The organism is Paraburkholderia sp. CHISQ3, from assembly GCF_030464945.1.
GTDB classification, from domain to species: domain Bacteria; phylum Pseudomonadota; class Gammaproteobacteria; order Burkholderiales; family Burkholderiaceae; genus Paraburkholderia; species Paraburkholderia megapolitana.
Genome location: NZ_JALPRG010000003.1, coordinates 165,868 through 192,528, shown reverse-complemented (window position 1 = coordinate 192,528; position 26,661 = coordinate 165,868). Strand labels below are relative to the sequence as shown.

Annotated in this window: 24 protein-coding genes; 12 read left to right on the top strand and 12 right to left on the bottom strand. The window is 62.7% G+C overall.

Annotation, left to right across the window (positions count from 1 at the left end; genetic code table 11):
- Nucleotides 1-338: 338 nt before the first annotated feature.
- A complete protein-coding gene (locus tag M0D65_RS07970; RefSeq protein WP_266252178.1) occupies nt 339-1,523 on the bottom strand; it encodes a hypothetical protein in 1,185 nt (394 codons plus the stop codon).
- Between the two features lie 315 nt (nt 1,524-1,838).
- Here M0D65_RS07970 and M0D65_RS07965 point away from each other — a divergent pair, with 315 nt between their 5' ends.
- The 5 genes from M0D65_RS07965 (at nt 1,839) to M0D65_RS07945 (ending at nt 7,662) form a co-directional block, all read left to right on the top strand.
- On the top strand, nt 1,839-2,162 hold the full coding sequence (locus M0D65_RS07965) for a hypothetical protein (protein WP_091007058.1): 324 nt from the start codon (nt 1,839-1,841) through the stop codon (nt 2,160-2,162).
- 8 nt (nt 2,163-2,170) lie between these two features.
- Nucleotides 2,171-2,560 carry an HrpB1 family type III secretion system apparatus protein gene (locus M0D65_RS07960; protein WP_091007060.1) on the top strand — a complete coding sequence of 130 codons (390 nt, stop codon included), beginning with the start codon at nt 2,171-2,173 and terminating at the stop codon, nt 2,558-2,560.
- Between the two features lie 304 nt (nt 2,561-2,864).
- Complete coding sequence (locus tag M0D65_RS07955; RefSeq protein ID WP_266252177.1) at nt 2,865-4,397, top strand: catalase; 1,533 nt, start codon at nt 2,865-2,867, stop codon at nt 4,395-4,397.
- Nucleotides 4,398-4,515: 118 nt separating this feature from the next.
- The gene (locus M0D65_RS07950) at nt 4,516-5,127 is read left to right on the top strand and encodes an ankyrin repeat domain-containing protein (RefSeq protein ID WP_266252176.1); all 612 of its coding nucleotides are present in this window, start codon (nt 4,516-4,518) and stop codon (nt 5,125-5,127) included.
- 339 nt (nt 5,128-5,466) lie between these two features.
- A complete protein-coding gene (locus tag M0D65_RS07945) occupies nt 5,467-7,662 on the top strand; it encodes a winged helix-turn-helix domain-containing protein (protein ID WP_266252175.1) in 2,196 nt (731 codons plus the stop codon).
- A gap of 139 nt (nt 7,663-7,801) precedes the next feature.
- Here M0D65_RS07945 and M0D65_RS07940 read toward each other — a convergent pair whose 3' ends face one another.
- A complete protein-coding gene (locus M0D65_RS07940) occupies nt 7,802-8,920 on the bottom strand; it encodes a malate/lactate/ureidoglycolate dehydrogenase (RefSeq protein WP_266252174.1) in 1,119 nt (372 codons plus the stop codon).
- Nucleotides 8,921-8,958: 38 nt separating this feature from the next.
- A complete protein-coding gene (locus M0D65_RS07935) occupies nt 8,959-10,422 on the bottom strand; it encodes a M20 family metallopeptidase (protein WP_266252173.1) in 1,464 nt (487 codons plus the stop codon).
- A gap of 232 nt (nt 10,423-10,654) precedes the next feature.
- On the opposite strand from M0D65_RS07935, the gene M0D65_RS07930 reads away from it, so the two are divergent.
- Together M0D65_RS07930 and M0D65_RS07925 are read left to right on the top strand one after the other, a co-directional pair.
- Entirely contained in the window at nt 10,655-10,963 is a 309-nt protein-coding gene (locus M0D65_RS07930) for a superinfection immunity protein (protein ID WP_266252172.1), read from the top strand.
- Between the two features lie 38 nt (nt 10,964-11,001).
- Nucleotides 11,002-12,159 carry an epoxide hydrolase family protein gene (locus M0D65_RS07925; RefSeq protein ID WP_266252171.1) on the top strand — a complete coding sequence of 386 codons (1,158 nt, stop codon included), beginning with the start codon at nt 11,002-11,004 and terminating at the stop codon, nt 12,157-12,159.
- 146 nt (nt 12,160-12,305) lie between these two features.
- Here M0D65_RS07925 and M0D65_RS07920 read toward each other — a convergent pair whose 3' ends face one another.
- Nucleotides 12,306-13,826: a hypothetical protein gene (locus M0D65_RS07920; protein ID WP_308076616.1), complete on the bottom strand. Its 1,521-nt coding sequence runs from the start codon at nt 13,824-13,826 to the stop codon at nt 12,306-12,308.
- 538 nt (nt 13,827-14,364) lie between these two features.
- On the opposite strand from M0D65_RS07920, the gene M0D65_RS07915 reads away from it, so the two are divergent.
- Complete coding sequence (locus tag M0D65_RS07915; RefSeq protein ID WP_266252170.1) at nt 14,365-15,384, top strand: helix-turn-helix domain-containing protein; 1,020 nt, start codon at nt 14,365-14,367, stop codon at nt 15,382-15,384.
- Nucleotides 15,385-15,408: 24 nt separating this feature from the next.
- Here the strand turns inward: M0D65_RS07915 and M0D65_RS07910 are convergent, their stop codons facing one another.
- A complete protein-coding gene (locus tag M0D65_RS07910) occupies nt 15,409-16,302 on the bottom strand; it encodes a LysR substrate-binding domain-containing protein (RefSeq protein ID WP_091007076.1) in 894 nt (297 codons plus the stop codon).
- A gap of 113 nt (nt 16,303-16,415) precedes the next feature.
- Here M0D65_RS07910 and M0D65_RS07905 point away from each other — a divergent pair, with 113 nt between their 5' ends.
- Together M0D65_RS07905 and M0D65_RS07900 are read left to right on the top strand one after the other, a co-directional pair.
- A complete protein-coding gene (locus M0D65_RS07905; RefSeq protein WP_266252169.1) occupies nt 16,416-16,940 on the top strand; it encodes a lipocalin-like domain-containing protein in 525 nt (174 codons plus the stop codon).
- A 39-nt stretch (nt 16,941-16,979) separates the two neighbouring features.
- Nucleotides 16,980-17,546, top strand: a complete 567-nt coding sequence (locus tag M0D65_RS07900) for a helix-turn-helix domain-containing protein (protein ID WP_266252168.1) — start codon at nt 16,980-16,982, stop codon at nt 17,544-17,546.
- On the opposite strand, the gene M0D65_RS07895 is transcribed toward M0D65_RS07900, so the two are convergent.
- The 5 genes from M0D65_RS07895 to M0D65_RS07875 all read right to left on the bottom strand — a co-directional run bounded on the left by M0D65_RS07895 (nt 17,509) and on the right by M0D65_RS07875 (nt 21,909).
- Nucleotides 17,509-17,808 carry a YodC family protein gene (locus M0D65_RS07895; protein ID WP_266252167.1) on the bottom strand — a complete coding sequence of 100 codons (300 nt, stop codon included), beginning with the start codon at nt 17,806-17,808 and terminating at the stop codon, nt 17,509-17,511. The genes M0D65_RS07900 and M0D65_RS07895 overlap by 38 nt on opposite strands.
- Nucleotides 17,809-18,261: 453 nt before the next feature.
- Nucleotides 18,262-19,752 (bottom strand): MFS transporter, encoded by a 1,491-nt coding sequence (locus M0D65_RS07890; RefSeq protein ID WP_266252166.1) that lies wholly within the window; start codon nt 19,750-19,752, stop codon nt 18,262-18,264.
- 31 nt (nt 19,753-19,783) lie between these two features.
- A complete protein-coding gene (locus M0D65_RS07885) occupies nt 19,784-20,410 on the bottom strand; it encodes a TetR/AcrR family transcriptional regulator (RefSeq protein WP_266252165.1) in 627 nt (208 codons plus the stop codon).
- 111 nt (nt 20,411-20,521) lie between these two features.
- Nucleotides 20,522-21,367 carry an oxaloacetate decarboxylase gene (locus M0D65_RS07880; protein ID WP_266252164.1) on the bottom strand — a complete coding sequence of 282 codons (846 nt, stop codon included), beginning with the start codon at nt 21,365-21,367 and terminating at the stop codon, nt 20,522-20,524.
- Between the two features lie 116 nt (nt 21,368-21,483).
- A complete protein-coding gene (locus M0D65_RS07875; protein ID WP_091007096.1) occupies nt 21,484-21,909 on the bottom strand; it encodes an OsmC family protein in 426 nt (141 codons plus the stop codon).
- Between the two features lie 341 nt (nt 21,910-22,250).
- Here M0D65_RS07875 and M0D65_RS33085 point away from each other — a divergent pair, with 341 nt between their 5' ends.
- Nucleotides 22,251-22,562 (top strand): DUF4148 domain-containing protein, encoded by a 312-nt coding sequence (locus tag M0D65_RS33085; protein ID WP_308076615.1) that lies wholly within the window; start codon nt 22,251-22,253, stop codon nt 22,560-22,562.
- A 146-nt stretch (nt 22,563-22,708) separates the two neighbouring features.
- On the opposite strand, the gene M0D65_RS07865 is transcribed toward M0D65_RS33085, so the two are convergent.
- Together M0D65_RS07865 and M0D65_RS07860 are read right to left on the bottom strand one after the other, a co-directional pair.
- Nucleotides 22,709-24,541 carry a glycoside hydrolase family 15 protein gene (locus M0D65_RS07865; protein WP_266252163.1) on the bottom strand — a complete coding sequence of 611 codons (1,833 nt, stop codon included), beginning with the start codon at nt 24,539-24,541 and terminating at the stop codon, nt 22,709-22,711.
- Nucleotides 24,542-24,577: 36 nt separating this feature from the next.
- Nucleotides 24,578-25,483 carry an alpha/beta hydrolase gene (locus M0D65_RS07860; protein ID WP_266252162.1) on the bottom strand — a complete coding sequence of 302 codons (906 nt, stop codon included), beginning with the start codon at nt 25,481-25,483 and terminating at the stop codon, nt 24,578-24,580.
- 246 nt (nt 25,484-25,729) lie between these two features.
- Here M0D65_RS07860 and M0D65_RS07855 point away from each other — a divergent pair, with 246 nt between their 5' ends.
- Nucleotides 25,730-26,659, top strand: a complete 930-nt coding sequence (locus tag M0D65_RS07855; RefSeq protein ID WP_266252161.1) for an alpha/beta hydrolase — start codon at nt 25,730-25,732, stop codon at nt 26,657-26,659.
- Nucleotides 26,660-26,661 lie beyond the last annotated feature (2 nt).

Here is a 26,661-nt window from a genome sequence, read left to right as displayed (position 1 = left end):
CTTCATCCGATGCCCTGCTGACAGGCGTCGACGCCGCGAAAATTCACTTGCCACCCCGAGGTGAGGCGCGTAAATATTCATTCCGCAACACGGACTCCTGCCACCTGACATATTGAAAGCTTAAGCCAGAGGCCAGGTTGGCATCTTCGCCGAGTTTACGACAAGTCAGGAAGATTCTTTAATAAAAATATTAATGGTTTACGAGCGCGGCGGACAAATATTAGTCATAGAAGTATGCTGAAACCATACTTTGAGACTCAGTGAGCATCGCTTGCCTCTGGTCGATAAATCGAATAGACGAACAGAAGTAACCGCAGGTAAGGCCGCACGACGATTTACTACGTCGCATCGGACATCACGATGTTCGCCGTCTTGCTGGTATCGCCCGCGAGTCCCATCGAAGCCGCATCGTCGGTCGGATACTGGTACGCATGAATCGCATCGCCGTCGCCGGCCGTGCGGCCGTCGGACAACGTGACCGTCATGTTCTCCGCGTTGCCGCCAAAATCCTTGTTGCCATCCACCTTGCTGATGTCGGGATTCCCGGCGCCCGCCGCCTGTCCGCTGCCGGCACCGCCGTCCTCATAGAGCACTTCGTTCGGTTTCGTATTGCCGTTCGCATCCGACGGCGAAATGCGCACGCCGATATCGCCCGAGCCCGCCGTGAACGTTCCGGTCTGACCGGGTGCGAGCGTCATCGTCGCCTTGTTCGCGCCCTGCACGGAGTAGGTGAACGACTCGGTGCGGTTCGTATCGTTGGTCACGTTGAAGGTCTTGTCGTTGCCGGTGCCGGTGTTCATCGTTTGCGTCGATGCCGGACTGACGCCGTCGACCGCGCCGGCCTGCGGAACGCCGCCGGCATTGTTGGTCACCCCTGATGCTGCGGAGCTGGACGAGCCCACTGGCGGGTTCGATGCCGGCGGCGGCGGATTGCTTGAGCCGGATGGAGATCCACCGGGCGAGCCGCCTGGTGGGTTCGACGCGGGCGGCGGCGGATTGCTTGAGCCGGATGGAGATCCACCGGGCGAGCCGCCTGGAGGGTTCGACGCGGGTGGCGGCGCGTTGTTGCCGCCCGATGGGGCTCCACCGGGTGCTCCACCCGGCTGCGGCATGGCATTGAACGATGGAGATCCACCGCCCCCTCCACCACCACCGCCTTGTGGAGACGACATGCTGTTATCGTCCGATCCCGGCAACACGTTCTGAAACGCCGCGATCAGCTCCTGGATGATCTGCTCGATCTGCTGCATGTTCAGACCGCCGGCCGGACTGTTGCCCGACGACGGATCGATCGAGTTAGCCGGCGACGTATTGAAGTTCGACGGAGCGCTGCTGGACCCCGCCCCTTGCGTCGGCGAAATGCCATCGCTGTCCGATCCGGGCAGCAGGCTCTGACACGCCGCGAGCAGTTCCTCGATGATCTGTTCGATCTGCTGCGTGTTCAACCCGCCGCCCGAACTGCCGCCGTTCACCGAACCGAACGGATTGACCGCGTAGTTATTCTGAATGCTTAGGCCCGTCATGATCGCTCCCATCCGTCAGTAGGTATCGAGGTGTCCGCACGATGCACCTGGTACGTCCCAATGTACGGCGGGAAATCTGCGCGCATACGACTCGACGCGAAACCACGACGCGCTGCGCGAAGACGCGACCACTACGATGAATTCGCTAGCGGAAGCGGCGCTTCGTATTTCGGCGTCTGCTTTCGCAATGTAATGCACCTTACCGGAGCATCGCAGCTACCTTGAATACGGGATCGGCGCTTGGCGGATTCCCATTCACGCTTCCCGCGCCTTCGTCGGGAAATGACCTCTCACCTGGATCAAGAGGAAAACGAAATGAGCATCATCGGAAAAATAGGTGGAGCCCTCGAACATGCCGTTACGAGTACGGTTAAAGGGATCGGCGACGACGTGGCTGGCATTGTCAAAGGCGCCGGCAAAGCTTTGGGGGGCGTCGGCGAGCTCGCAAAAGGCGCATTGACACTGAACCCCAAAGAGATGGGAAAGGGTGCGCTCGATGTCGGTAAAGGCGCATTTACGACCGTGACGAGCGGCATGTCGCTGACACCCGAAGCACTTGCGGGCAGTGCGGGGCTCAACCTCCTGAAAGGCGGAGTGGACGAGCTCAAGGGTAACGACGGCAACAGCGAAAACGGCTGAGCGACGAAATGAATATCGCCGAAACGCACCACGCAACCGATGCGGCTTCGATGGGCCAGGTTGTCGCCGACCACATCATCGAAAACCGGCTCGACGAAGCGGAAGCGCTCCTTCAGGAACTCAACGACGCTTATCCGGAGACGCGCAACAAGCTGGTTTTTCCGGTGATGATCGCGATTCAGCGCGGCTTCACTACCGAAGCGTGGCAACTCGTCAACGGCTTGCCGGATGATCAGTGCCCCGAACTGAAGGCGCTGTGTCTGCGGCAGATGAACGACCCCAGTTGGTATGGCTATGCGGAATCGTGTGTGGATCACCCCGATGCGAATATACGCAAAGCCATGCGCAATCTGCTCGATCGTTCCGAAGCCGATGACATTCACCCGTTTTATCGCTGAACCATGGTCGGCTAGTCGCGCTATCCAGCGCGCCGCGATACGCGATTAGCCTGCCTCACGCCTGTCACATCGCACCTCGATCGTCCATCGCAATCGATGACGCGACGCAAAAATAGATACAAAATTCGTCGCTTTCATTTCTCCAATATGCCACCTGAATGCACGGTGCCATTGCCCGTCTTATCCGCTACCGCCGATTAAAAGTCGCTATCCCGACAATGTCTAAATCCGATTGGTAAGCGGGCATTGCGTTCAATACGATCTGCTGGGTCATCCGCCCCCCCACAATCAGCAGGAGACGATCATGGCGACCTCCGCCAGGCACCCACTCAAGTATCTTCCCGCAGCACTCATCGTTGCGTTCGCATCGACTTCGTTTGCAGCCGACCTCACACGCGACAACGGTTCGCCAGTCGGCGACAACCAGAATTCGCAGACCGCCGGGCCCGCTGGCCCGGTCGTACTACAAGACTCGCAACTGATCGAAAAACTGCAGCGCTTCGATCGAGAACGCATTCCCGAACGTGTCGTGCACGCGCGCGGCACCGGTGCCTTCGGCGAGTTCGTCGCCGATGCCGACATCTCCGATCTGACCAAGGCGCAGCTCTTCACGCCGGGTACGCACACACCCGTGTTCGTGCGCTTTTCCACGGTGATGGGTTATCGCGGATCGCCGGAACAGGCACGCGATCCGCGTGGCTTCGCGACCAAGTTCTATACGCAGCAAGGCAACTGGGATCTGGTCGGCATCAACTGGCCGATCTTCTTCATTCGCGACGCGATCAAATTCCCCGACTTCGTTCATGCGAACAAACCGAGCGCCGTGACCGGCGTGCAGGATGCGAACCTCGCTTTCGATTTCTTCGCGCATACGCCTGAAGCGACCAGCATGCTCACCCATCTGTACACCGTTCAGGGCATGCCCGATTCGTACCGCCACATGGATGGCTTTGGCGTGCACGCGTTCAAATTCGTGAATGCAAAAGGCGAAGTCCATTACGTGAAATTCCACTGGAAAAGCGTGCAGGGCATTCACGGAATCCGGCCTCAGGACATTCCGACGTCAATCGGCAAAGACTGGAATCTGATGTCGAACGATTTGTATACGGCATTGAAGAACGGCGACGATCCGAAATGGGATCTGACCATTCAGGTGCTGAAGCCCGAAGAGCTCGCGCAGTTCGACTATGACGCGCTCGACGATACGAAGATCTGGTCGACGGTGCCCGAGCGCAAGATCGGCACGCTGACGCTGAATCGCGTGCCGGACAACTACTTCCAGACCACCGAGGAATCGGCATTTGCGCCGTCGCGCATGGTGCCGGGCATCGAGCCGTCGGAAGACCGCATGTTGCAGGGACGGCTCTTCTCGTATGCGGATACGCAGATCTACCGGATCGGCACGAACTACAACGAACTGCCGATCAACCGTCCGCTCGCGAGCGTCACGAACAACAATCAGGACGGCCTGATGAACTTCGGCGACCGCAAAGGCGACGTCAACTATGAACCATCGGGCATTGCCGAGCTCGCACAGGACCCGCAATACAAATACACGCAGACACCGCTGGCCGGCACGACGCAGCAACAGGCGATCCACAAGACGCTGAATTTCCGCCAGGCCGGCGAGTACTACCGGTCGCTGTCCGCGCAGGACAAGGGTGATCTGGTCACGGCGTTGTCCGCGGATCTGAACCATGTGACGAACGAGACCAACAAGTACACGATGCTCTCGTACTTCTACAAGGCGGATGTGGACTATGGGACGCGTCTTGCGGGCGCAACCCACGCCGACGTCTCGCGCGTCGCTGCGCAGGCCGCGAAGCTGAACGACTGACGCGTTGCTCGCGGCGATCGTCGCAAACGTTGTTGAATTGTTGTACTCGCGGGCCGGCGCCGTTCGGTTGTTCCACGGCAAGGCGCCGGCCCGCGGCACTCTGCAAGAGAGCGTTGCCATGCACCACCACACCCGACTGAAACTCGCGGCGGCCGGCGCCGTCGCGTGTATCGCCTTCGCGGCCGGCTGCCGTTCGACACCGGAACTCGTCGCGCCGCCTCAAGGCGCAGCGATATCGAATCCTCACCAGTACGACGACGAATGGTTCGCCGCCGCGCGTCTTGGCAGGATCGATATCCTGAAGGCGCTGCTCGAGGCCGGCTACCCGATCGACAGCACGACCGACGCCGGCTATACCGCCCTGATTCTGTCCGCATACGACGATCAACCGGCCGCGCTCGACTTCCTGATGCAGGCCGGCGCGAATCCGTGTCTCGGCGACAAGCACGGCAACACCGCGCTGATGGGCGCACTCTTCAAAGGCGAACTGCCGATCGCACGAAGCTTGATGAACACGCATTGCGCTATCGATCAGACCAACAACGCTGGCGAGACAGCGTTGTCGTTCGCGGCGCTGTTCGGACGCCTTACGCTGCTGCCCGAACTGGTATCGCGCGGCGCGAATCCGGATCACACGGACGCGCATGGCGGCACCGCATTGCAGATGGCTGAAGCCCAGGGCAACCGCGCTGCTGCTAATGCATTGAGAAAGGTCGGCGCGAGCCACTGATTGCGACAGGCAGATTAAAAAAAACCATTCCGCATCTGCAGCAGTTGCGTCGCAGCAAACGCTGCGCTGTCCGCCATGACAGGGCTCACGATGTCCGCGCACTTACCCGCGCAGAGATCTCGACGAGCGGCCTGAAATTCGTTTTGGCACATCATCGTCCTCACTGAATACACCCTCCTTGCTCATCCGGCCGCGAGGCAATAAGCTTGCGGCTACTCATTATCTGGAAACCGGTTCGCCGGCTTCATTCACATTCGTCGCAACGCGGCGTTTGCGCACCTGTCGCGCGCCGCGAGGGCCACCACCCTGGCCCGCCCAACCCATGGCTGGAGACCCTTGATGTCGCTACCGCGACCGACAGGGCCGGTAATCGCGTTCGGCCGCTACCGGCTATTGCAGAACCCTGTGCGCCTCGTCGCCGACGAAGCGCGCGTCGACATGAGCGGCCGTGCGCTCGAACTGCTGCTCGCACTCGTCGAAGCCAGGGGGCGTTCGGTTCCGTTGGCCGAACTCGCGCGGCGCGCATGGTCGCGCGGCGCGGTCGACACGAACACCGTGCAGGCCCAGGTGTCGGCACTGCGCCGCGCGCTGGGTGCGGACCGCGATCTCATTGTCACCGTGCCTGGCTACGGATATCGCTTCGCCGGCACCTTGCAGTTTCTCGACGATGCCGGCCCCGCCGTTCGCGCGAATCCGGTTACCAATGTCAGTGTCTCCACGCCGAAACCGCCCCCACTGCCGCTCATGCTGCGCATGCCCGTTCGCACCACGCCGTTCATCGGTCGTCACGCGGAACTGTCGGAGCTGCTCGGGCTCGTGTCGCTTGCGCGCGTCGTGACGCTCGCGGGCGAAGCCGGTCTCGGCAAACGCCGGCTCGCGTACGAAGTCGCGCGGCGGCTTGCGGCGCATGTGCCCGACGGCATGGTCGCGGTCGCGTTCACACCGCAACTGCAAGCGGACAGTCTCGCCGATACGCTCGCGATAGCACTGCGCGTGCCGGCCGAAATCGGTGCGACGACCCACGAGCGCCTGCTGTCGGCGATCGGCGACCGGCGCCTGCTGCTGATCGTCGATTGCTGCGAGACGCTGCGCAAACCGGCCGGCTATCTGCTCACGACGCTCGTCGAGGCAGCGCCGAACCTGCGCGTGATCGCTACGGCGAACGCGCCGCTGTCCATCGCCGGCGAACATGTCGTGCCGCTTGGACCGCTGCGCATCCCCAGACACACACGGCTCAATGCGAGCGAAGCGCCGGAACTCGACGCACTGCGGCTGCTGTTTGCACGGCTTACCGTGTTGCTCACGGCGCTGCCTGCTGCGCTCTCGGCGGTTTTACCTTCCGTCATAACCGATACGCCGGGTCGCACGGCCTCGATACGTAGCAGGGCCGATGCGGACCCGCTCGCCATGTTCGACGCGGGTCGCCTCGCACCGGACACGCTGGCCGCCGCCGCGTTGATCGCGCGTCGCCTCGATGGCGTGCCGCTCGCGCTCGAACTCGCCGCGGCAGCCATCGCACGGCGCATTCCCACCCACACGCCGTTCGATCCCGCGGTGCATTCGTTCGCGCACGATCTCGATCGCCTGATGGCGCAGCGCACGGTCGGTGCAAACCTGTTGCTGCTCCGCTCGACACCGCTTGCCGCGGTACTCGATCTGCAGATGGCCGCACTCGATGACGCGGCGCGCACGCAGTTCAGGCGCCTCGGCGCTTTTCCGGGTGAGTTCACGCGCGCCTCGGCCGCGCGGCTGCTGGTGGAATTCGCTGCTTTGCAGACTGTGGGCCAGCCTCGTGCCGTGAGCGAAACATCGAGCGATTCAGTACCCGATGTGCAGACTGATTTGCAGGCCAATACGCAGATCGATACGCTGCTCGATGTAGGACTCATCGAGCGCATCGAAGGCGACGGCGAAACGACGTTCTGTCTGCGCGACCCGGTGCGTCAGCTGGCGCGCAATATCCTGTGGCAACACGGCGAACTGGAATGTGCGGCGGCGGCGCATGCGCAGACGCTCGTGCCTCGGCTCGCCGCGAGCAGTTCGAGGCGCGCGCGCGTGCCTGGCGACGCAGTCGATCGCAACGACCTCGGCGATCTGCGTGCCGCGCTCGACTGGGCCGTGAGCAACGACCGCTTCGAAATCGCGATTGCGCTGCTCGACGGCTCGGAACCGCTGTGGCGCGCACTCACGCTTGCGCAGGAATATCTGCGTGCGATCCGTACGGCGCTCGCGCGCGTCGATGCGAGCGCAACCCGCCGCATGCGCGACGAAATGCGTTTGCGCATCACGCTTGCACGCGCATTGCCGCTTGCGCATGCGCCGCTCGACGAGATCTCCGCGGCATGGCAGGAAGCGTATGACCTCGCCAACGCATGTGCCGATAGCGCTTACCGGCAGCATGCGCTGACCGGCCTCGTCGCGTCTCTGGCGAAGGCGGGTGACAGCGGACCTGTCACCGGCGAGCCGATACGCGATGACCGCACCGCGCGGGCAAGCGAAGCGGAAGAGTCACGCCGGGTACGTCGCGACGCGTGAATTGGGCACCGCGCCCTGATGGGCCACGGTCGAGGACTCCGTCTCCCGACGCATGATCGCAGGCAGTCGCCCGTTCGACGCTGCGAATCCGGGAGTCGCGCACGCCAGATTGGCCCTATCAATGAGCGTCAATTGACTCTCAATCGAACGACCACGCCTCCACCTGCTGCGCCGGCACCCCCACCGCCGCAGCCGCCGCGCAGATCTGCTGCCACGTGGCCGGATCGACGGGCACACCGTGCGCTTCGCGCTCTGCGCGCGTCGCGCGTTCCGGTTCGCCCGGCGCGAGAATCCGCTCGACACCATCGGCCAGCGGCGATGCCTTCACCCACTCGACAAACGCATCCGCTTCGGCCTCGGCATTCGGTGCATCGAATGCCGTGGGGTCGATGATCACCGACAACATGCAGTTGATGATCGCGCGGCTGTGATCCACCGTATCGGCATGCGTGGTGTAACCGCCGCTCAGCGCGCCAGCGAAAATTTCGCACATCGCCGCGAGACCAAAACCCTTGTGGCCGCCAAACGGCGTCAGCGATCCGAACGGCGCCTCGAGCATGATTTTGGGTTCGCGCGTTGCATGTCCCTGATGGTCGATCAATGCGCCGGCCGGCACCTGCTTGCCCATGTTGTACGCAACGCGCGCCTTGCCGAAGGCGACCGTGCTGGTCGCGAAATCGAGCACGAGCGGCGGCCGCCCTGCGCGCGGAAACGCCGCGCAAAATGGATTCGTACCGATGCGCCGATCGGCACCGCCGAACGGCGCGACAAGCGGGTCGCCCGCGACGTTGACGAAATGGAACGACACGAGCCCTGCCCGCGCGCACTGCTCGGCCCAATGCCCGATGCGACCGATGTGATGCGCGCCGCGCAGCGCAACCGCGCATACGCCGAGTTTTTGTGCGCGTTCGATACCGCGCTCCATCGCTTCGTAGGCAACGACCTGGCCAAAGCCCTTCACGCCGTCGAGCGTCAGCACCGCGCCCGCGTCGCGCACAACCTGTGCGTGCAGGTTCAGTTTCAGCTGCCCACCGCGCAACGACTCGACATAGCGCGGAATCATGCCGACGCCGTGCGAATCGTGGCCGCTCAGATTCGCGGCCAGCAGATGGTCGGCGACCAGTTCGGCTTCGCGCGGCGCGCTGCCGGCCTGCTCCCAGATCGCGCGCACGATTGCGTGCAGACGATCGACGGGAATGCGTAACGCGGGAGCAGGAGGAATGGCGGAGGCGGTGCGGGTATCGTCGGTTGGGTTCATTCGGCGCAGTGGGTGAAGTCAGCGGGATCGGGCGGCCATTACTGCGCCGCAGCGATCACTTCGGCAACGGTGGCGGTCAGCTTCCTGCCATACGGTACATGCAGGAATTCGTTCGGCCCATGCGCGTTCGACTTCGGACCGAGCACGCCGCACACCATGAACTGCGATTGCGGGAAACCTTCCTTGAGCACGTTCATCAACGGAATCGTGCCGCCCTGGCCCATGTAGGCGACGTCCGCGCCGTAATGCTCGCGCGATGCGTCGTTGAGCGCGCTCGCAAGCCACGGCGCGACGTCTGGCGCGCTCCAGCCGGTCGCCGCACCGGCGTCGGCCTTGAACGTCACTTTCGCGTTGTACGGCGGATCGAATTCGAGCAGCGCTTTCAGTTCAGCGACCGCCTTCGCCGCGTCGACGAGCGGCGGCAACCGCAGCGACAGTTTGAACGCGGTGCGCGGACGCAGCACATTGCCCGCATCGGCCAGCGCGGGCAGACCCGCTGCACCCGTCACCGACAGCGACGGACGCCATGTGGAATTGATCAATGCCTCTTGCGGATCGGTGGTAGTGGGCAACACGGGGCGACCATCCTGGCCGCACGCCCACGGCACGCTCTTCCACACGCTGTCGCCGAGAATCTGCGCGGTCGCCTCGGCTTCAAGCAGACGCTGCGGCGGAATCGCACAGTGGAAACCCTTCGGCAGCAGGTTGCCGTTCGAGGCATCTTCGAGGCGCTCGAACAGTTGCCGCATGATGCGGAAGCTCGATGGCGCGACGCCGCCGTAGCCACCCGAATGAATACCTTCGTCGAGTACCGCGACTTCGAGATCGCCGGCGACGAGACCGCGCAGCGAGGTGGTCAGCCACAGCTGATCGTAATTGCCCGCGCCCGAGTCGAGACACACGACGAGCCCGACCTTGCCGAGCCGCTCGCGCAACGCATCGACATACGGCAGCAGATCGTAACTACCCGATTCTTCGCAGGTTTCGATCAGCCCGACGCAGCGCGGCCGCTCGATGCCCTGCGCGTCCAGCGCGGCGAGCGCAGTCAGGCTCGCGTAGATCGCGTAACCATCGTCGGCACCGCCGCGGCCATAGAGCTTGCCGTCTTCGAACTTCGGCGTCCACGGGCCGAGGTCGTTGCGCCAGCCGGAAAACTCAGGTTGCTTGTCGAGGTGGCCATACAGCACGATCGTGTCGGTGCTGCCCGAGCGCGTGGCCGGCGTTTCGAAGAAGATCACCGGTGTGCGGCCCGGCAAGCGCACCACTTCGAGCTTCAGTCCGCGCACCGGCTGTTGTTCGGCCCACGTGGCCGCATCGGTGACGACGCGTTCGAGGAAACCGTGGCGCACCCAGTCAGGATCGAATGCGGGGCTCTTCGCGGGCACGGCGATGTAGTCGGTCAGCGCCGGCACGATCTCGTCGTTCCATTTACGGTCGACAAATGCGCGCAGCGCATCGTGATCGACCTGGCGGTTCTGCTGGGTGGTGTCGTCGGAAATCATGGGGGCGGTCCGGTGCGTTCAAAACGAACATGATAGTCCCGTTGACCGCTCGCGTTAAAGACACCACGGCGCACCGCTGTGCATAACGCACCGCTAACCCGCCGCGCCGAACGCCGATACAGCGCACACGTCGCACCGTGAAAGCGGAACGAAACCCACCGACAGCGATTCGACAATCGCTGCGCAATCGCGCGACAATCTTGTCATCGAATCATCCCGCCGGAGCGCGTACATGGGCCGTACCCTCATCGTTCAGATCGCGCTGGCAGTCTGCGCACTCGCGCTGTACTTCCTGCCGTCGATCCTCGCCGACCGGCGCCAGCGCCACGACGTGCTGACGATTGCGCTCTTCAACGCATGCGTCGGATGGACCGTGCTAGGCTGGCTGCTCGCGCTCTACTGGGCGTGGCAGCCGAATCCGCCGGTCAATCTGGCGGGCGATATCGTGAAGACGCGGCGCGTTGTGAGCATGCGCGCGTTTTCGAAGTCGTTGCTCGATCATGTGCAGACGCGGGTGTCGCGCTCACGGCCGCCGAAATGAATGTCCAAGAACACGCATGCGACCGCGGAGACCCACCGATGCAAGCCACGCCGTTCCAGATTTCGATTCCCGATTCCGAACTCGATGCACTCGCCCAGCGCCTGCGTCACACGCGCTGGCCGGACCAGTATGCGGGCGATGCGTGGGCGCTCGGCACCGATATCGCGTGGCTGCGCGAACTGATTCACTATTGGGCGACCACCTTCGACTGGCGCGCCGCCGAGCAGCGCTTGAACCAGCAGCCGCAGTTCACTGCGCGCATCAACGGGCTGCGCATTCACTATGTGCACCGGCGCGGTAATGGTCCGCAGCCGTACCCGCTCATCCTCACGCACGGCTGGCCCGGATCGTTCATCGAGTTCCTGCCGTTGATCGACCTGTTGTGCGATCCCGCATCGACAGGGGGCGACCCCGCCGATGCGTTCGATGTCGTCGTGCCGTCGCTACCGGGTTTCGGTTTTTCGGAGCGTCCTGCCGAGCCAGGCGTCGCAGCCGCGCAAACCGCCGATATGTGGGCCGAATTGATGCGCTGCCTCGGGTATGCGCACTTCGGCGCGCAGGGCGGCGACTTCGGTGCGTTTGTGTCGGCGGAGCTTGCACGTCGGCATCCGCAGCAGGTCGACGGTGTGCATCTGAACTACCTGCCAGGGTCGTACGAACCGTCGCTCGATGCGTCCGCGCCGCCGCTCACCGATGACGAACGCGCATTCCTCGATGCAAAGAACGCATGGGCCGCACTCGAAGCCGGCTACTCGCATGTGCACGCCACGAAGCCGCAGACCGCGGCCTATGCGCTCAACGACTCGCCGACTGGTCTCGCCGCATGGATCGTCGAGAAATTCCGTTCATGGAGCGATTGCGAGGGGGACATCGAGCGCGTGTTTTCGAAGGACGAACTGCTGACCAACCTGTCGTTGTACTGGCACACGCAAACGATCAGTTCGTCGATGCGCTTCTATTGGGAAAACCGTCTGCAGCCGCTGCGCTTTGCCGCCGGCGAGCGCGTGAAGCCGCCACTCGGCTTCGCGCGTTTTCCGAAGGAGATCAGCCGGCCGCCACAGTCCTGGGTCGGGCGTGTGTTCGATATCGCGCAGTGGAGCGACATGCCGCGCGGCGGGCACTTCGCTGCGCTGGAGCAGCCGGCGTTGCTCGCGGAGGAGATCCGGCGGTTCTTCAGGGGGCTGCGTCAGCGGTAACGTTGACGCAGCGCGCGTCATGCCCGGTAGGAGTATGCCCAGATATCTTTCTTCAGTTGCGGAAAAACATGTGTGCGTCCTGATGGATGAATTTGTCGATGCGAACGGCACCACGGTCTGCGCATCCGTGGTGCCCACGCGATACGTCACGTGCCCGGCGTATAGAAACTCGCCTGCAGCACGTTGCCCACTGTGTTGTCCTTGTACAGCTGCCAGACGAGCGCCGTGACACCAGAGGCGTTGACCGCGAGCGCCGGATAATTGGCATCCTGGGGATTCTGGCCAAAGAGCGTCGCCGTACCCCATGCCCCGTTCGAATAACGACTGGTGAAGATGTCGTTCGATCCCGACGTCCCCGTGTCCGCCCAGGCCAGCGTCGCGTTGCCTGCGGCATCGACCACCAGTTGGGGCAAGCGCGAGCCCAGCAGATAGGGATGTGCCGAGATCTGTTGCGTCGCCCCCCATTTGCCGGTGGCGTCGGCCACGCTGGCTTGCAACGTACCGTCGGGCCAGATCCACATCACTGCAGCGATGCCCTGTTCATTGACTGTCACCACCGGCGGATAGGTGAGACTCGCGGTTTCCGTGAACGGGGTCGTCACCGCCTGCGGTGTCTGCCAGCCAGTGCCGGCGACGTAGCGCTGGGACATCGTCGCCGCAAAGTTGCCGGTCGTCTCGATATCGAGTTCTGCCCACACCAGTGTGAGGTTCCCTTTCGCGTCCATGCCGACGTCCGGTGAAAACACATGCTTGGTCAGCGGATCGGGGGTGGTGACGACCGGATTCACGTTGGTCCAGCCGTTGGCCGGATCGAAGGTCGCGGTCCACAGCGCCGTATTGGTCGTATCCGTCTGCAGCCACGTCAGTGCGGCGTTTCCCGATGACGTCACCGCGATGTTCACGCTTTCGTTGTAGATGTCCTGGCCACTTACGCCCGTGACAGCGCCCGGGCCCGTCTGCGCAGGCTGCTGGATCTGCGCCGGCGTCGACCAGGTGCCGCCGACCGTATAACGCGTCGCAAAGACGCGCGTGTCGACTACATCGGTCCTCTGCGTCCAGGCGACGATGGCATTGCCCTTCGCATCGATTCCGGCGGCGTAGGTCTCGCTGGTTTCGTCCGGCGCCAGCTGCACGGCCGTGCCCCATCCCGTGGCGGGATCGTAGGGCCGTGCCCACAGCCCGTAACCGACGCTAGCCACGAACTGCTCCCACAGCGCCACGGCATGCCCGTCGGCGCTACCGACGAGTTGCGGTGCGCTCGTTCCGGGCCCCGTCATGTTGGGCGTACCGTCGGTCGTGTCGACCCGCGTCGGCGTCGCCCACCCGGTGCCGGGAACATACCGGCTCGCCCACATCTCGTTGCCCGGACCGTTATTGGGGCCGTTCGTCATCCACAAAGCGAGCGCATTGCCCTGGGCATCGATGGTCACCGACGGCAAGAATTCGGGGCCTTTCCCATCCACAGGCGCCAGCGCGGACCAACCCGCCTTGGCGGTCGTTCCTCCGCCCCCCGGGCTCGTCGGGTTACCCGGACCCGAAGGCGCGCCCGAAGAGCCCGGCGCACCCGAGGATGAGCCGCCGCCCGACTTGGACACGTCGCCGCCGCAGGCTGACAACACGAGACAAGTTGCGACTGCAACCGTCGCAACCGCTGCCATGGATTTCATGAGTATCCCCAGAATGAAAGTTACGTTCTTGCGCCGATAAATCACGAATGACAGCGCGTGATAGTGACACTGTTGGTTTTGGATAAATAGAACGGCGAACCTTGAATATCGACACCGCATCCTGCGAGCAGATTTTTTAGCGGATACTCCGTGCCGCACATCGCCACGACCCACGATCGTTATCGAATGAATCGCAGACGGATTCTAGGTCGATCCTTACGCATCATGGGTATCGGGATGTCTCTAATTGGGTGGACTTTTGTTTCAACCGGTATCGGAACCAGATTATTTCGTATCGAACGAAATGTTTAGACAAACAGCTTGAACCGGGAAATCAATTTACAGGACACATCGCAAGATATTTTTAATATCGGCTGCAATTTTTTAACCTGCGCCATTGAATATTGCACAATCCATTCGTATAAACCCAGGTTATTTAATAGCGCGGGGCAAATGACAATACAAACCATGCTTTCCCCCGTGCCATACGTGATCTCTTTCCATAGCGAACACCTCGTCATCAGCAAGGAGTCGCGACGTGCCCGACTGTTCTCCCCTGGATGTGCGCCGTTTTTCCACCCGCGATGTCCCTGCCGACGAACGATTCGACGCCTGGGTTGCAAGCAGCATCTCGTGTGATTACGTGGCCGCGTATCAGTCGGACATACCGTTCGACGTCCGCTGTGAACATGTCCTGATCGGACCGCTGGTGCTCGCGAGTCGCACCTGGCGGCACCCGAATCCGTCGGTCTCCTACGAGGCCCGCCGCACTGCCGCGCGCCTGCGTGCCGATCAGCGCGACTTTCTTAGCTTCAGTCTTCAGCTGGATGGATCTGTCGCGCTGCGCTCCGACGCGTTTGCCTGCATCAAGCCGGCCGGAGAACTGTATGTGCTGGATTTCGGGCGCGCGTTCGAGCGCGTGATCATGCCGAGTACCGAGATCTCGCTTTCGGTTCCCCGCGACCTGCTCCCGGCCGGCGCCGAACCATGGCATGGCCGGTCTCTGACACGGGGCATGGCCTCGCTGTTCGGCCACTACCTTTCGCATCTGTACCAGACGTTGCCCCGGCTCACGACACGCGACATACCGAACGTGACCAAGGCAACGATGCACCTGTTGACCGCAACCCTTCAGCCGGGGCGCGATGCCCAGGTCGCCGCACAGGTGCCGGTCCAGAACGTGCTGAAGGATCGTGTCCAGCGCTACATCGATGCCCATCTACTACAGCCCGATCTGACGGCCGACCGGATATGCAGGGACGTCGGGATATCGCGTGCGACGCTCTATCGATTGTTCGACCACACGGACGGCATCATGCGTGAGATCCGTCACCGCCGCCTGTATCGGGTACATCAGGTCCTGTCGACCCCCCGCCGTCCCAGGGAACGTATTCGCGACGTGGCATTGCGTCACGGCTTCACGGACGAGAAATACTTCATCCGGATTTTCAAGGCGCAGTTCGGCTATACGCCGCGCGACACTTTCGAGCGTCGACAGCATCGGGACGAGACAGACGATCCACTATCCGTGCAGAACAAAGCGAGAGAGAGCACGTGAGCGCCGCCTGACGGGTTCAACGCGTCACGCCGCCAGCGCATCGCCCAGTTGCTCGGCCATCGTCTCCAGCACCACAGCCTTGAACTTTGCCAGCGCCGGCTCCAGCGTGCGGTGTCGTGTATGCAGACAGGCCCTGAGCGGCCCGCTCACGATGGGCGGTAAACCGCTCGCCTCATTCCACACGCGCAATCTATCGGGCAGGCCCAACGGCGTGCGCACGGTCACGCCCAGACCGGCTTCGATGGCCGCCCATAAGCCGTGCAAGCTCGGGCTGGTAAATGCGATGCGCCACGCGATCCCCGCCTGGTCCAGCGAATCGAGCGCACGCTTGCGGAAGAAACAGGGCGCCTCGAAGGCAACAATCGGAATCGGCTCGCCGGGCTCCCAGACCGGCGTCGACGCGGCAGGACCGATCCAGACGAACGGCAACGCAGCCACGACCTCGGCGTCCTTGCGACTATCGTTGCCGAGTGCCAGGACAAGGTCCAGTTCCTCTTCGTCGAGACGCTCGAGCAGGCGCCGGTTTGCGTCCACCACGACGTCGATCAGGACCGATGGATGCGCTCTCTTGAAACGCCCCAGCGCAGCCGGTAGCCAGGCTTCCGCAAAGTCCGGCGGCAAACCAAAACGTACGCGGCCGGCCACGGCGCGCCCGCGGATCGTCGCTACGACCTCATCGTTCAGATCGAGCATGCGCCGCGCGTAGGCCAGCATGACGTCGCCCGCTTCGGTCAGTGCCAGCCCGCGTCCCTGCTTGACGAACAGCGGCACTCCGACCTGTTCCTCCAGCTTGTGAATCTGCTGGCTCACCGCCGATTGCGATCGCCCGATGTATTCCGCGGCCTTGTTGAAGCTACCGAGCCGATGAGCGATGACGACCGTCCGCAGGACATCCATGTCCAGATTGGTATGGGCCATTGTTCAGTTATTCCGATGTATATGAACGGAATAATTGTATTTTATTATTTGTCCACCTGCCGTAATTTTCAGGGCGTGGCATGACGCTCAGATCATTTACGGGATTCCTCACCATGAATAAACGCGCATTTTCCTGGATCGGTTGCACTGCTGCCATGGTGTCGCTGGTATCGCTCATGCTCGCGACGGCCCCTGCCCACGCGGAGATGAATACGGTCGATCTTCCCCTTGTCGGCACATGGACGCTAGTCAGCGCCGACGTGCAGCACACCGACGGTACACGCACGCACGACTACGGCCCGATGCCCAAGGGCATGCTCTTCATCGATGCGCAAGGACACTATTCGCTGCAGATCTTCAACAGCGAACGCAAGCCGTTCGCGTCCGGCGACAGGGACACCGCGACACCCGACGAGTACAGAGCCGCCGCGCTCGGCCTCAGTTCGCATTTCGGCATGCTCAGTGACGACCGATCGCGCAAGGCACTGACCTTTCATATCCACAAGGCCTCTTATCCGAACTGGGAAGGCACCGAACAGGTCCGCATTTATGAATTGAAGGATGGCGAATTGAGTTATCGCGTTCCGGCGCGCGCCAACGGCGATGTCCCCATCTCCGTCTGGCGTCATCTGAACTGAAGCGCTTCATCTCCCATCACTCAACGCATCGCCACCGTTATGAATGCACCGCTCGCTCCTGCTCTGCTGGCGCCTGGCCTCGGCGCCCGGATTCGCACGCGTCGAAGAATCATCAATCACACGCTGGAGCAAACCGCGACGGCCGCGGGCATGTCGACCTCGTTTCTCTCTCAGGTCGAGCGCGACTTGACGACGCCCTCGGTGAGGTCGCTCGCGAAAATTGCTGAAGCGCTGGATATGCCGATGCAGTACTTCATCGATGCCGCGGACATCTGCGTATCGCGTTCGCAGCAGCGGCAATGTTTCGGGCTGGAGGGTTCGGCCTGCTCGTTCGCGCATCTGACGGCGCCGCTGCCGCATGGGCAATTGCAGAGCATCCTCGTGCGCATGCCGGCGGGCTCGCAACAGCCCGCCGTCACCACTCATGCGTTAGAAGAATCCCTGTTCGTGACCGCCGGCGAACTGACACTTTCGCTGGAAAGCGAAACCCTCGTCCTGCGAGCCGGGGATGCAGCGTACTACCGATCGAACCAGGTGCATTGCTGGGCGAACGGTAGTGCCGCGGAAACTACCGTAGTCTGGACAGGTAGCCCTCGGCTCCTGTAGCACCGTGCCGCGCCGCTGCGACCCTGGCAGCCGCCGCGGGAATCGAGCGCGGTTCGAGCTGCACGCGATCGCGTTCGAACATTTCCTGACGCAATTCTCCGTGCGCATCGAACCACTGGCAGATCAACCATTCGCCCGGCGCGGGCGCAACCGCACCCGCGTAGGTCACCGTCATACGCGGGCCGCCGGTTTTGAGCGTGACGACGTCGCCCACCTTGAAGGCGAGCGATGCGTCGAATGCGTCAGGAGCAGCGGTAAGCATTGAAGTCCCCGTTACTGGAGCGTTGCGTCAAGCGCGTTATACGAAGCGCGCCTGGTCGTTTAAATCACCTTTGCCGAAGACGTTCGAACGGCATGGATTTTTAAAGATTGCCGAAGACTAACAAACCATATTTCTGCCCGGCAAGCGCTTTTCATTAATATCGTTTTCATGATCGGGAAGTTTGAAACGGCGCACTCCGGGTCTTGCATCCTTTCGCTGGAATCGTTTCCCATAAAGGCTGACCGGCTGGTCGGCGAATGCCTCGGTTCCTCGATTCGAGCGCGGCACAATTTACTTTTCGCCGTCTCTCGCCAGCGTAAAACATGCCGATCATATTCCTCGTTTATGCCAATATCGTGTAAATCCCGATCAAACAGTTTTTTCAGATCAATAGCATTATTTGGTACTTACCCTTAATGCTCTGCCGCAATGCCGCTGCGACCTATGCGTCATTCACCCCGCAACCGCCGCGCTCCGTTGCAACGCGATGCGCTGATGGTGCACGAGCAGCGTACTCAGCCCGATGCAGATCGCCATCAACACGGCGTTGATCGCGAGGCTCGACTGGAATGCGTGCGCGTAACTTTCCGGTGTCGAGCGGCCGGCGAGCACACCGAAGAACGCACCGCTGATCGCCGCGGTACCGAATGCCGAACCGATCTGCAACGTCGACGACACGACACCCGATGCGAGCCCGGCCTTGGCAGGCTCGACTTCGGTGAGCACGATGCGCACGATCGACGGCAACAGCAAGCCGTGGCCGATACCCGCGCACACCAGACCGACATAGAACAACAGGTCGGGCGTTTCGGCATGCGTTGCGGCCCATCCTGTCACGGCGAAACCGCTGGCCAGCATCGTGAAGCCGAGCGTCAGCACATGACTGCCGATACGCCGCACCACCGCAGGCGAGGTCAGCGGTCCGATCAGGAAGCCGATCGCGAACGGCATGATGGCAATGCCGGAGGCGAGCGGTGTCCAGTGCAGACCTGTCTGCAGATAGATGCCATAGGTCAGGAAGAACGCGCTGTTGCAATAGAACAGGAACGCGAGCACGAGCCCCAGAGAAAACGCCGGATTGCGGAACAGCAGCAGATCGACGAGCGGATGACCGCCGGCTCGCTCGACGCGCTTTTCCGTCGCAACGAACCATGCGAACGCCGGCACCGCGAGTGCGAACATCACGAAGGTCCACGCGGGCCAACCGGCTTCACGGCCATGCGTCATCGGATAGATGACCAGCAGCAGCAACAGCGACAGCAGCGCGACGCCCTTCAGGTCGACACCGGTCTTCGTGGTCGGACGATTCTCGGGCACGAACTTCCACGTACCGATGAACGCCAGGATGCCGACCGGCACGTTGAGCAGAAAAATGATCCGCCAGTCGAGACCGAACGGCCGATAGGTAATCAGCGCACCGCCCCCAAGCTGCCCGACGATCGACGACAGACCGAACACGAAACCGTAGATGCTCATCACCTTCGTTTGCCGGTGTGCCGGTACGACGGCGCGGATGGTCGCCAGCACCTGCGGCGCCATCACCGCGGCCGCAATACCCTGCACGATGCGTGCGAGCACCAGCATGTGGCCGCTCGTCGCGAAGCCGCACATCGCCGACGAAATCACGAAGCCGGCCATCCCGGCGAGAAAGACCTTGCGCCGGCCGAAAATATCGCCAAGCCGGCCGCCGGTGATCAGCAGCACCGCATACGCCGACGCGTACGCGGAGACGATCAGTTGCAGCTGGGCATCGGTGGCGCCGAGGCCGGTGTGAATTGCCGGCAGCGCGAGATTGACGATGAAGTAATCGAGCGGCGCGAGGAACGCACCGATGAACAGCACGCCGAGCGCGACCTTGCTCAGTTCGGCGGGCGCGGCGCGTCGCCCACCCGTCCCGCGCACGGCAACGCCATTCGGCGCCGATTTGATGCATTCGCTATTCATGACTATCCGTTCAAGAATTAGTGAAAAAAATTCAGACGAGCGCGCGCATCGCAATGTCCACGATCGCTTCGAGCTCGCGCTCATCGCTTTTGACTTTGCCGAGGACGCGCAACCCCTGGGTCATGCACAACAGAAAATCGGCCACCGCTTTTTCATCGAGCCGCGAATTGAATACACCGCTCGCCTGGCCGCGAATCACAGCCCCCGCAAGTAGCGTCGCGATGCGCCGCTGGATCGATTCGATGCGCTCGCGCACCTCCGCATCTTCAAGCGACATTTCCAGCGTGGCATTGGTGATGAAGCAGCTGCGCAGCCCCGTCAGCGAAGACGCAATCCGCGTGTGGTGCAGCAAGGCGTTGCGCAATGCTTCGTCCGGCGGCAGGCTGGCATTGAGCCGCTCGCACAGGCGCGCAATCGAACCGTCCGCGTAGTGATCGAGCGCGGCGAGCATGATGCCGCGCTTGTCGCCGAACACGCCGTACAGGCTGCCGCGCAGCACGCCGGTCGCCTTGCAGAGATCGTCGATCGAGGTTGCGTGATAGCCGTGACGCCAGAACGTGTGACTCGCTTCGGTCAGCACGCTGTCCGTATCGAACTCGCGCGGACGGCCGCGCACGCAGACGTCGGACGGCTTTTTCGGGGCGGTGGCTTGATTCATAGGCCGAATTTTATGACTGCCTGTTCAAGAATTCAAGCCAAACGGTGATCAACCCTGCTATCAGTAGGCCATCGCGTCGGTTGAGCGCTGTCAGTCCGCGCTGTCAGGCCACTAAGGCGCCGGCCAGGTACGCGCCGCGGTCGCAAATAGCTCGTTGACCTGCTGGTTATTCGCCGCTTCGGCCGAATAACCGAACGTGCCGTGGTCGCGTATCTCGTGCGCGGCGCGCAAGAACGCGCCGAGCGCCGCACGGGCTAGCGAGCCGCCCACGCTGACCCGCTTTACGCCAAGTGCTGCCAGTTCGTCCACGCTGAAAAGGCCGCCTTGCAGTCCCATCAGCACGTTGACCGGCCGCTGGAGTGCCGCCGTGACTGCCGCGATGTCGTCGCGTGTCTTCAGTCCCGGCGCGTACAGCACGTCGGCACCGGCTTCCTGATACGCGTGCAAACGGCGAATCGTGTCGTCGAGATTGGGTCGGCCGACCAGATAGTTTTCGGCGCGCGCCGTCAGCGTGAACGGAAACGGTAGACTGCGCGCCGCTTCGACGGCCGCGCGCACGCGCTCGACCGCGAGATCGTGCGCGTACAGCGGGTCGTCGGGACGGCCGGTCGAGTCTTCGATCGATCCGCCCACTACGCCCGCGGCTGCCGCGCGACGAATCGTTTCGGCGGCATCTTCGGGGCGGTCGCCGAAGCCGTTCTCGAGATCCGCGCTGACCGGCAAGTCGGTGGCCGCGACGATCTCGGCGAGATGCACCATCATCTGGTCGCGGCCGACCGCGTTGTCCGGCAAGCCGCGTGAAAATGCGTAGCCGGCGCTGCTGGTCGCGAGCGCCTTGAAGCCGGCAAGCGCGAGTAGTCGCGCGCTGCCGATGTCCCATGGGTTCGGAATGACGAATGCGCCCGCGGCCTGATGAGCGGCCGCGAAGTCCTGCGCCTTTTCTGCCTGCGATTTCATCTGGAGTCCGTGATCGAGGGGGTTGGTTGCGCTGGCGGCACCACGCGGCTCTCGCGCACAGCGCCGCCACTGAAAACAGGCGAGCACCCTGCCCGCCTGCGACGCACAACGCCGTGTCAGGTCTCGAGCTTCGCGTCCATCGTGATAGTCGCTTTCAGTACTTTCGATACCGGGCAATTGGCCTTCGCACTGGCGGTCGCCTTCTCGAACGCGGCCTGGTCGCCACCCGGAATCTTCACCGCGACGTCGAGGTGCACCGCGGTAATCGCAAAGCCGCCGTCGACTTTATCGAGCGTGAGCGTCGCAGTCGTGCCGATGCGCTCGGGCTTGATACCGGCCTGGCCGAGTTCCGCGGACAGCGCCATCGAAAAGCACCCTGCATGGGCCGCTGCGATCAGTTCCTCGGGGTTCGTGCCGATGCCGTTTTCGAAACGTGTCGCAAACGAATACTGGGTGTCCTTGAGGACGCCGCTGTCGGTGGAAATCGCTCCCTTGCCGTCCTGCAGGCCGCCTTGCCAGACCGCCGATGCCTTGCGCTTCATCTCGCTTCTCCAGTAGGAACCGTGCCTGCACGGCGACGCGTTGTCTCGATGCCTGCCGCAGCGGCCACGCCCTGATTGCGCGGACCGGCATCGATCGCGTGACGCTGCGCACGACAGGGCGCGGGCGTGGACCGAACTTCATCATAGGCCGTTCTCAATGCAGCGTTGTGACTGCGGCACTGCCGGGCGAATCGGCCATTGATGCAATTCACGCAAGAATCTATATCCGGATCTCCGCTTTTTGCGGCTTGCCTTACCAAATACACTCGCCGCAACAGATCTGGCAACGGCGCAACGTCATTCGCCCCGGTCTGATCAACAATCGATCGTCGGAGGTCACCATGAAATCGTTTATTCCTGCAGCTGTTCTCGTCGCCGTTGCGCTCGCAGTGCCCGCTGTGTCGTTCGCTCAGCAATCCGACAGCACGGTCACGCGCGCACAGGTTCGCGCCGAACTCGTATCGGCGCAACAGGCAGGTCTGCTGAGCCAGCCCGATCCGGTCTATCCGCGTAACGCCGCGAACGTTCAGACGGTTGCCTCGGTCGCGCCGCAAGGGGACGCGGCAGTTGGCAGCGTGGCGGTGAGCCGGTCGCAATGGGGCGTGCGTACGGCGCCTGATCAAGGGATCTTTGCGACGTATCGTGGCCAGTGAGCGTGGACAATAAGCGCGGGTAGTAAGCCGCGCCTGTAGCGGCAGCCAGCGACATGCATATGAACGAGGGGATGCAACAGAACACGTTGCGTCCCCTCGTCACATCTGCGCCGGCGTAAAGGCGTCGGCACATAAACCCACCACTATCACCCCGCGGCAGTTTCGGCCTGCACAGGATGCCCCGCCGCGCGGACCATCTGGTCCTCGTGGTGCATCAGGTTCATCGCAGTGTGAACGAGCGCCACATGCGAAAACGCCTGCGGAAAATTACCGACGAGCCGGCCCGCGACCGGATCGTATTCCTCCGCCAGCAAGCCGAGATCGTTCGACAGCGCCAGCAGGCGCCGGAACAACCGATGCGCATCGTCGATGCGACCGAGCAACGCGAGATTGTCGACAAGCCAGAAGCTACACGCGAGGAACGTGCCTTCTCCAGGCGGTAGCCCATCGTCGTATTCAGTCGTGCGGTAGCGCAGCACGAGGCCATCGTGCAGCAGCTCGCGCTCGACCGCCGCGACCGTGCTCGCGATGCGCGAGTCCGACGGCGGCAGGAAGCCGACAATCGGCAGCATCAGGATGCTCGCGTCGAGTTCGTCGCTGCCATAGCTCTGCGTAAACGCCTGCTTGGCCGGATTCCAGCCCTTCTCGCACACATCCGCGTGAATCTCGTCGCGCAGCTCGCGCCAGCGTTCGAGCGGTCCAGGCAAGCCGAATTTCTCCGCGGACTTCAGCGCGCAGTCGAACGCGACCCACGCCATCACCTTCGAGAACGTGAAATGCCGGCGGCCACCGCGTGTCTCCCAGATCCCCTCATCCGGTTCGCGCCAGATCGTTTCGAGGTGCGCGAGGAGCGAACACTCCACCGACCACACCGTGTCGTCGGCCTGCAATCCGCCGACACGCGCAACGTGGAGCGCACCCATCACCTCGCCGAACACATCGAGTTGCAGCTGGTTCGCGGCTCCATTGCCGACCCGCACCGGCTTCGATTCCTCATAGCCAGGCAACCAGTCGAGTTCGATCTCGGGCAACCGGCGCTCGCCCGCGATGCCGTACATGATCTGGATCTGCTCGGGCGAGCCGGCCATGACACGACCGAGCCAACTGCGCCACGCGCGCGCCTCGTCGTAGTGGCCGCCGCGCATCAGCGCGAGCAGCGTGATCGTCGCGTCGCGCAGCCAGCAATAGCGGTAATCCCAGTTGCGCGTGCCGCCGATGTGTTCGGGCAGCGACGTGGTCGGCGCGGCGACGATCCCGCCTGTCGGTTCGTAGGTGAGCGCCTTCAACGTGATCAACGAACGTCGTACCGCGGATGCGTAGCGGCCCTGCACCTGGCAGCGCGCCGACCATTCGAGCCAGTAGTTCTCGGTGAGCGCGAGCAACGACAGCGGATCGCGCGCAGGCGGCACGCGCAGATGCGACGCCGAGTAAGCGAGCGCGAACGGCACGCGTTCATCCGCGTGGACCATGAACTCCGCGACTGTCGCGCGCAGGTTTTCGCCGGACAGCGGCACCGGCGTGCGCAACACCACGGTATCGGGGCCCGCAGTCGCCTTCATGCCGGCTTCGTGCGACAACTGCGTCACCCACGGAATCGAGCAGCCGTAGTCGAAGCGCAATACGAGTTCCGTGCGCATCTTCATCGCGCCGCGCCTGCCGACGACAATCCGCACGAGCTCCGACCAGCCGTTATCGGGCGGCATGAAGTCGATTACCGTGACTGCGCCGTCGGCACTTTCGTAGTCGGTTTCGAGAATCAGCGTGTCGCCACGGTAGCGTCGCGTCGTCGCTGTCACGTTCGCATCTTCGGCCGGCGCGAGTAGCCAGCGGCCGTGTTCGGGCGTACCGACGAGCGCGGCAAAACATGCGCCGGAGTCGAAACGAGGCCAGCAGAGCCAGTCGACCGAACCGTCGCGCGAGATCAGCGCCGCGGTGTGGCCGTCGCCGACGAGGGCGTAGTCTTCGATGAGGTTAGCCATGAAAATTTTTGTTTGTAGCTCGGGAGGCGCGAACGATCACAGTCCCGCGTGACGGCGCAATATTTTGCCGACGACACTGAATGCGTTGGAAATAGCCGGAATATCGTGATTGAAGAACAGGAACCCGTGAGGCAAACCGGGCAATCGCTGCACCAGGGTTTCGACGCCCGCGGCCGCCAGCTTCAGCGCATAGGCTTCGCCATCGTCGCGCAGGGAATCGTATTCCGCTGTCAGTACGATCGCGGGCGCGAGCGACCGATGCGATTCCGCCAGCACGGGAGAGACGTCCGGATTAGCGATGTCTGCGGTTCCGAGGCCGTACTGGGCACACATGAACTGTGCGCTCTCGAGCGTAATGTCCGGCCACTTCGCCTCACGTATCAAAGGCGAAGTCAGGCGCATGTCGGTGGGCGGATAGATCAGGCATTGAAACAGCGGCTGCGACTCGTTTCTCGCCGCACGGCGCAAAACGACTGCCGCGGCCAGGTTGGCTCCTGCGCTCTCCCCGCCCAATGCGATTAACGCCGGGTCGCACCCAAGTTCGCGCGCATGGCTTACCGCCCAGGAAAAGGCCGTGTCGCAATCATCCAGTCCAGCTGGAAAGCGATGCTCCGGTGCGAGCCGGTAACCGACCGCCAGCAGCGCGTAGCCCGATTTCTTCGAGACCCACGCGCACATCGCATCGTGCGTATCGAGGTCGCCCTGAAACCAGCCGCCACCGTGGATAAAGACGAGCAACCGGTTGCTCAACGCGTTGTCCGGACGATAAAGCCGAACCGGGACGTCCCCAGCGTGAAAGTCTTGCGTCGCCACGCCATCGGGACGCGGAAAGGTATCTCCCAGCGCGCGCATCCAGGCACGAACCTGGGGTATGACTTCTGGCGTTAGCGGTACGGGCGGCGTCGCATCGAGCAACGCTGCCAGGTCGGGATCTAGGGGCATTCCGTCTCCTTGTCCATTTTTTAGAAGTGAACCCGATCGATATGTTGCACGAAATGGTATCGATGTCATTTTAAGAAGTCAAGGCCAGACTGAAGGCTCACCGCTGCAATGATGCGTCGATAAACTCCCTGTTTCCCGCTATTGTCAAACTAGGCAAAGCATGGTCTGATGCCTGCACGCAAATTTATCGAACATCCAGCGAGAGAATTGATATCGATGTCATACGCCATACCCGAGGATAAAAGCATGCAACCGCCGGCACTAGCCAGCTGGGTCAGTCAGGAAGCGCAATCGCACTTTGCAGCGAATGTGGCCGGAATCGTCGCGCCACCGGGCGACATTGAGTCGACTCGCGCGCACTACGACACGATCAATCACGCTCGCGTCGAACTCGCAAAACAGCTCTTCCCCACCAGCGTGGAACGACAGGTGCTGAACGGTGTGCCTGTCGATGTCGTATCGCCTCTCGGGCAACCCGATAACGGGCATCGCCTGATCTGCCTGCATGGCGGCGCGTTTATGTGGGGCAGCGGCGATGGCGCTTTGGTCGAAGCCATCCCCGTCGCTGCCGTATCCGGCTGCACGGTTATCGCAGTGGACTATCGACTGGCGCCCGAGCACCTGTTTCCTGTCGCAACGGATGATGTTGTCGCGTGCTATCGAGCGCTTCTGGCGGATCGACCTGCGACCCGCATCGCCCTTTACGGTAGTTCGGCCGGCGCGATGCTGAGCGCCCAGGTCATCGCGCGACTCATTGCGGACGGCACGCCCCTACCCGGCGCGGTGGCCATGCTGCATGGAGCCGGCCTGGATCTGGACGGTGACTCAATGGCCGTCGCCCCCTGGCTGAACGGCATGGCGGCGCAGGGCGTCTCTGTGCCCCGCCCTGTACTGCCCTACCTCGCAGGCACGCATCCTGGCGACCCGCTAGTTACTCCCGGCGAGCGTCGGGCCGTATTCGAACACTTTCCTCCGAGCCTGCTCGTCACCGGTACGCGCGACTTTGCGGCGAGCTCGGTGTTCACGATGCATCGCCGGTTGCATATGGCGGGCGTGCCTGCGGAGCTGGTTGTATTCGACGGCCTGTGGCACACGCATCACGTCGATACCGGGTTACCGGAGTCGCGCGAGGTGTTTGAGCTGCTTGCGCGCTTTTTTGCCACGCATCTGAAGTAGCC

Bases quoted from the DNA above. Each gene is read 5' to 3' on its own strand.
- M0D65_RS07960 (WP_091007060.1), top strand. From the start codon at position 2,171: ATGAATATCGCCGAAACGCACCACGCAACCGATGCGGCTTCGATGGGC.
- M0D65_RS33085 (WP_308076615.1), top strand. From the start codon at position 22,251: ATGAAATCGTTTATTCCTGCAGCTGTTCTCGTCGCCGTTGCGCTCGCA.
- M0D65_RS07965 (WP_091007058.1), top strand. From the start codon at position 1,839: ATGAGCATCATCGGAAAAATAGGTGGAGCCCTCGAACATGCCGTTACG.
- M0D65_RS07955 (WP_266252177.1), top strand. From the start codon at position 2,865: ATGGCGACCTCCGCCAGGCACCCACTCAAGTATCTTCCCGCAGCACTC.
- M0D65_RS07925 (WP_266252171.1), top strand. From the start codon at position 11,002: ATGCAAGCCACGCCGTTCCAGATTTCGATTCCCGATTCCGAACTCGAT.
- M0D65_RS07950 (WP_266252176.1), top strand. From the start codon at position 4,516: ATGCACCACCACACCCGACTGAAACTCGCGGCGGCCGGCGCCGTCGCG.
- M0D65_RS07855 (WP_266252161.1), top strand. From the start codon at position 25,730: ATGCAACCGCCGGCACTAGCCAGCTGGGTCAGTCAGGAAGCGCAATCG.
- M0D65_RS07945 (WP_266252175.1), top strand. From the start codon at position 5,467: ATGTCGCTACCGCGACCGACAGGGCCGGTAATCGCGTTCGGCCGCTAC.
- M0D65_RS07935 (WP_266252173.1), bottom strand. From the start codon at position 10,422: ATGATTTCCGACGACACCACCCAGCAGAACCGCCAGGTCGATCACGAT.
- M0D65_RS07905 (WP_266252169.1), top strand. From the start codon at position 16,416: ATGAATAAACGCGCATTTTCCTGGATCGGTTGCACTGCTGCCATGGTG.
- M0D65_RS07885 (WP_266252165.1), bottom strand. From the start codon at position 20,410: ATGAATCAAGCCACCGCCCCGAAAAAGCCGTCCGACGTCTGCGTGCGC.
- M0D65_RS07910 (WP_091007076.1), bottom strand. From the start codon at position 16,302: ATGGCCCATACCAATCTGGACATGGATGTCCTGCGGACGGTCGTCATC.
- M0D65_RS07930 (WP_266252172.1), top strand. From the start codon at position 10,655: ATGGGCCGTACCCTCATCGTTCAGATCGCGCTGGCAGTCTGCGCACTC.
- M0D65_RS07940 (WP_266252174.1), bottom strand. From the start codon at position 8,920: ATGAACCCAACCGACGATACCCGCACCGCCTCCGCCATTCCTCCTGCT.
- M0D65_RS07970 (WP_266252178.1), bottom strand. From the start codon at position 1,523: ATGACGGGCCTAAGCATTCAGAATAACTACGCGGTCAATCCGTTCGGT.
- M0D65_RS07895 (WP_266252167.1), bottom strand. From the start codon at position 17,808: ATGCTTACCGCTGCTCCTGACGCATTCGACGCATCGCTCGCCTTCAAG.
- M0D65_RS07880 (WP_266252164.1), bottom strand. From the start codon at position 21,367: ATGAAATCGCAGGCAGAAAAGGCGCAGGACTTCGCGGCCGCTCATCAG.
- M0D65_RS07920 (WP_308076616.1), bottom strand. From the start codon at position 13,826: ATGAAATCCATGGCAGCGGTTGCGACGGTTGCAGTCGCAACTTGTCTC.
- M0D65_RS07860 (WP_266252162.1), bottom strand. From the start codon at position 25,483: ATGCCCCTAGATCCCGACCTGGCAGCGTTGCTCGATGCGACGCCGCCC.
- M0D65_RS07875 (WP_091007096.1), bottom strand. From the start codon at position 21,909: ATGAAGCGCAAGGCATCGGCGGTCTGGCAAGGCGGCCTGCAGGACGGC.
- M0D65_RS07865 (WP_266252163.1), bottom strand. From the start codon at position 24,541: ATGGCTAACCTCATCGAAGACTACGCCCTCGTCGGCGACGGCCACACC.
- M0D65_RS07900 (WP_266252168.1), top strand. From the start codon at position 16,980: ATGAATGCACCGCTCGCTCCTGCTCTGCTGGCGCCTGGCCTCGGCGCC.
- M0D65_RS07890 (WP_266252166.1), bottom strand. From the start codon at position 19,752: ATGAATAGCGAATGCATCAAATCGGCGCCGAATGGCGTTGCCGTGCGC.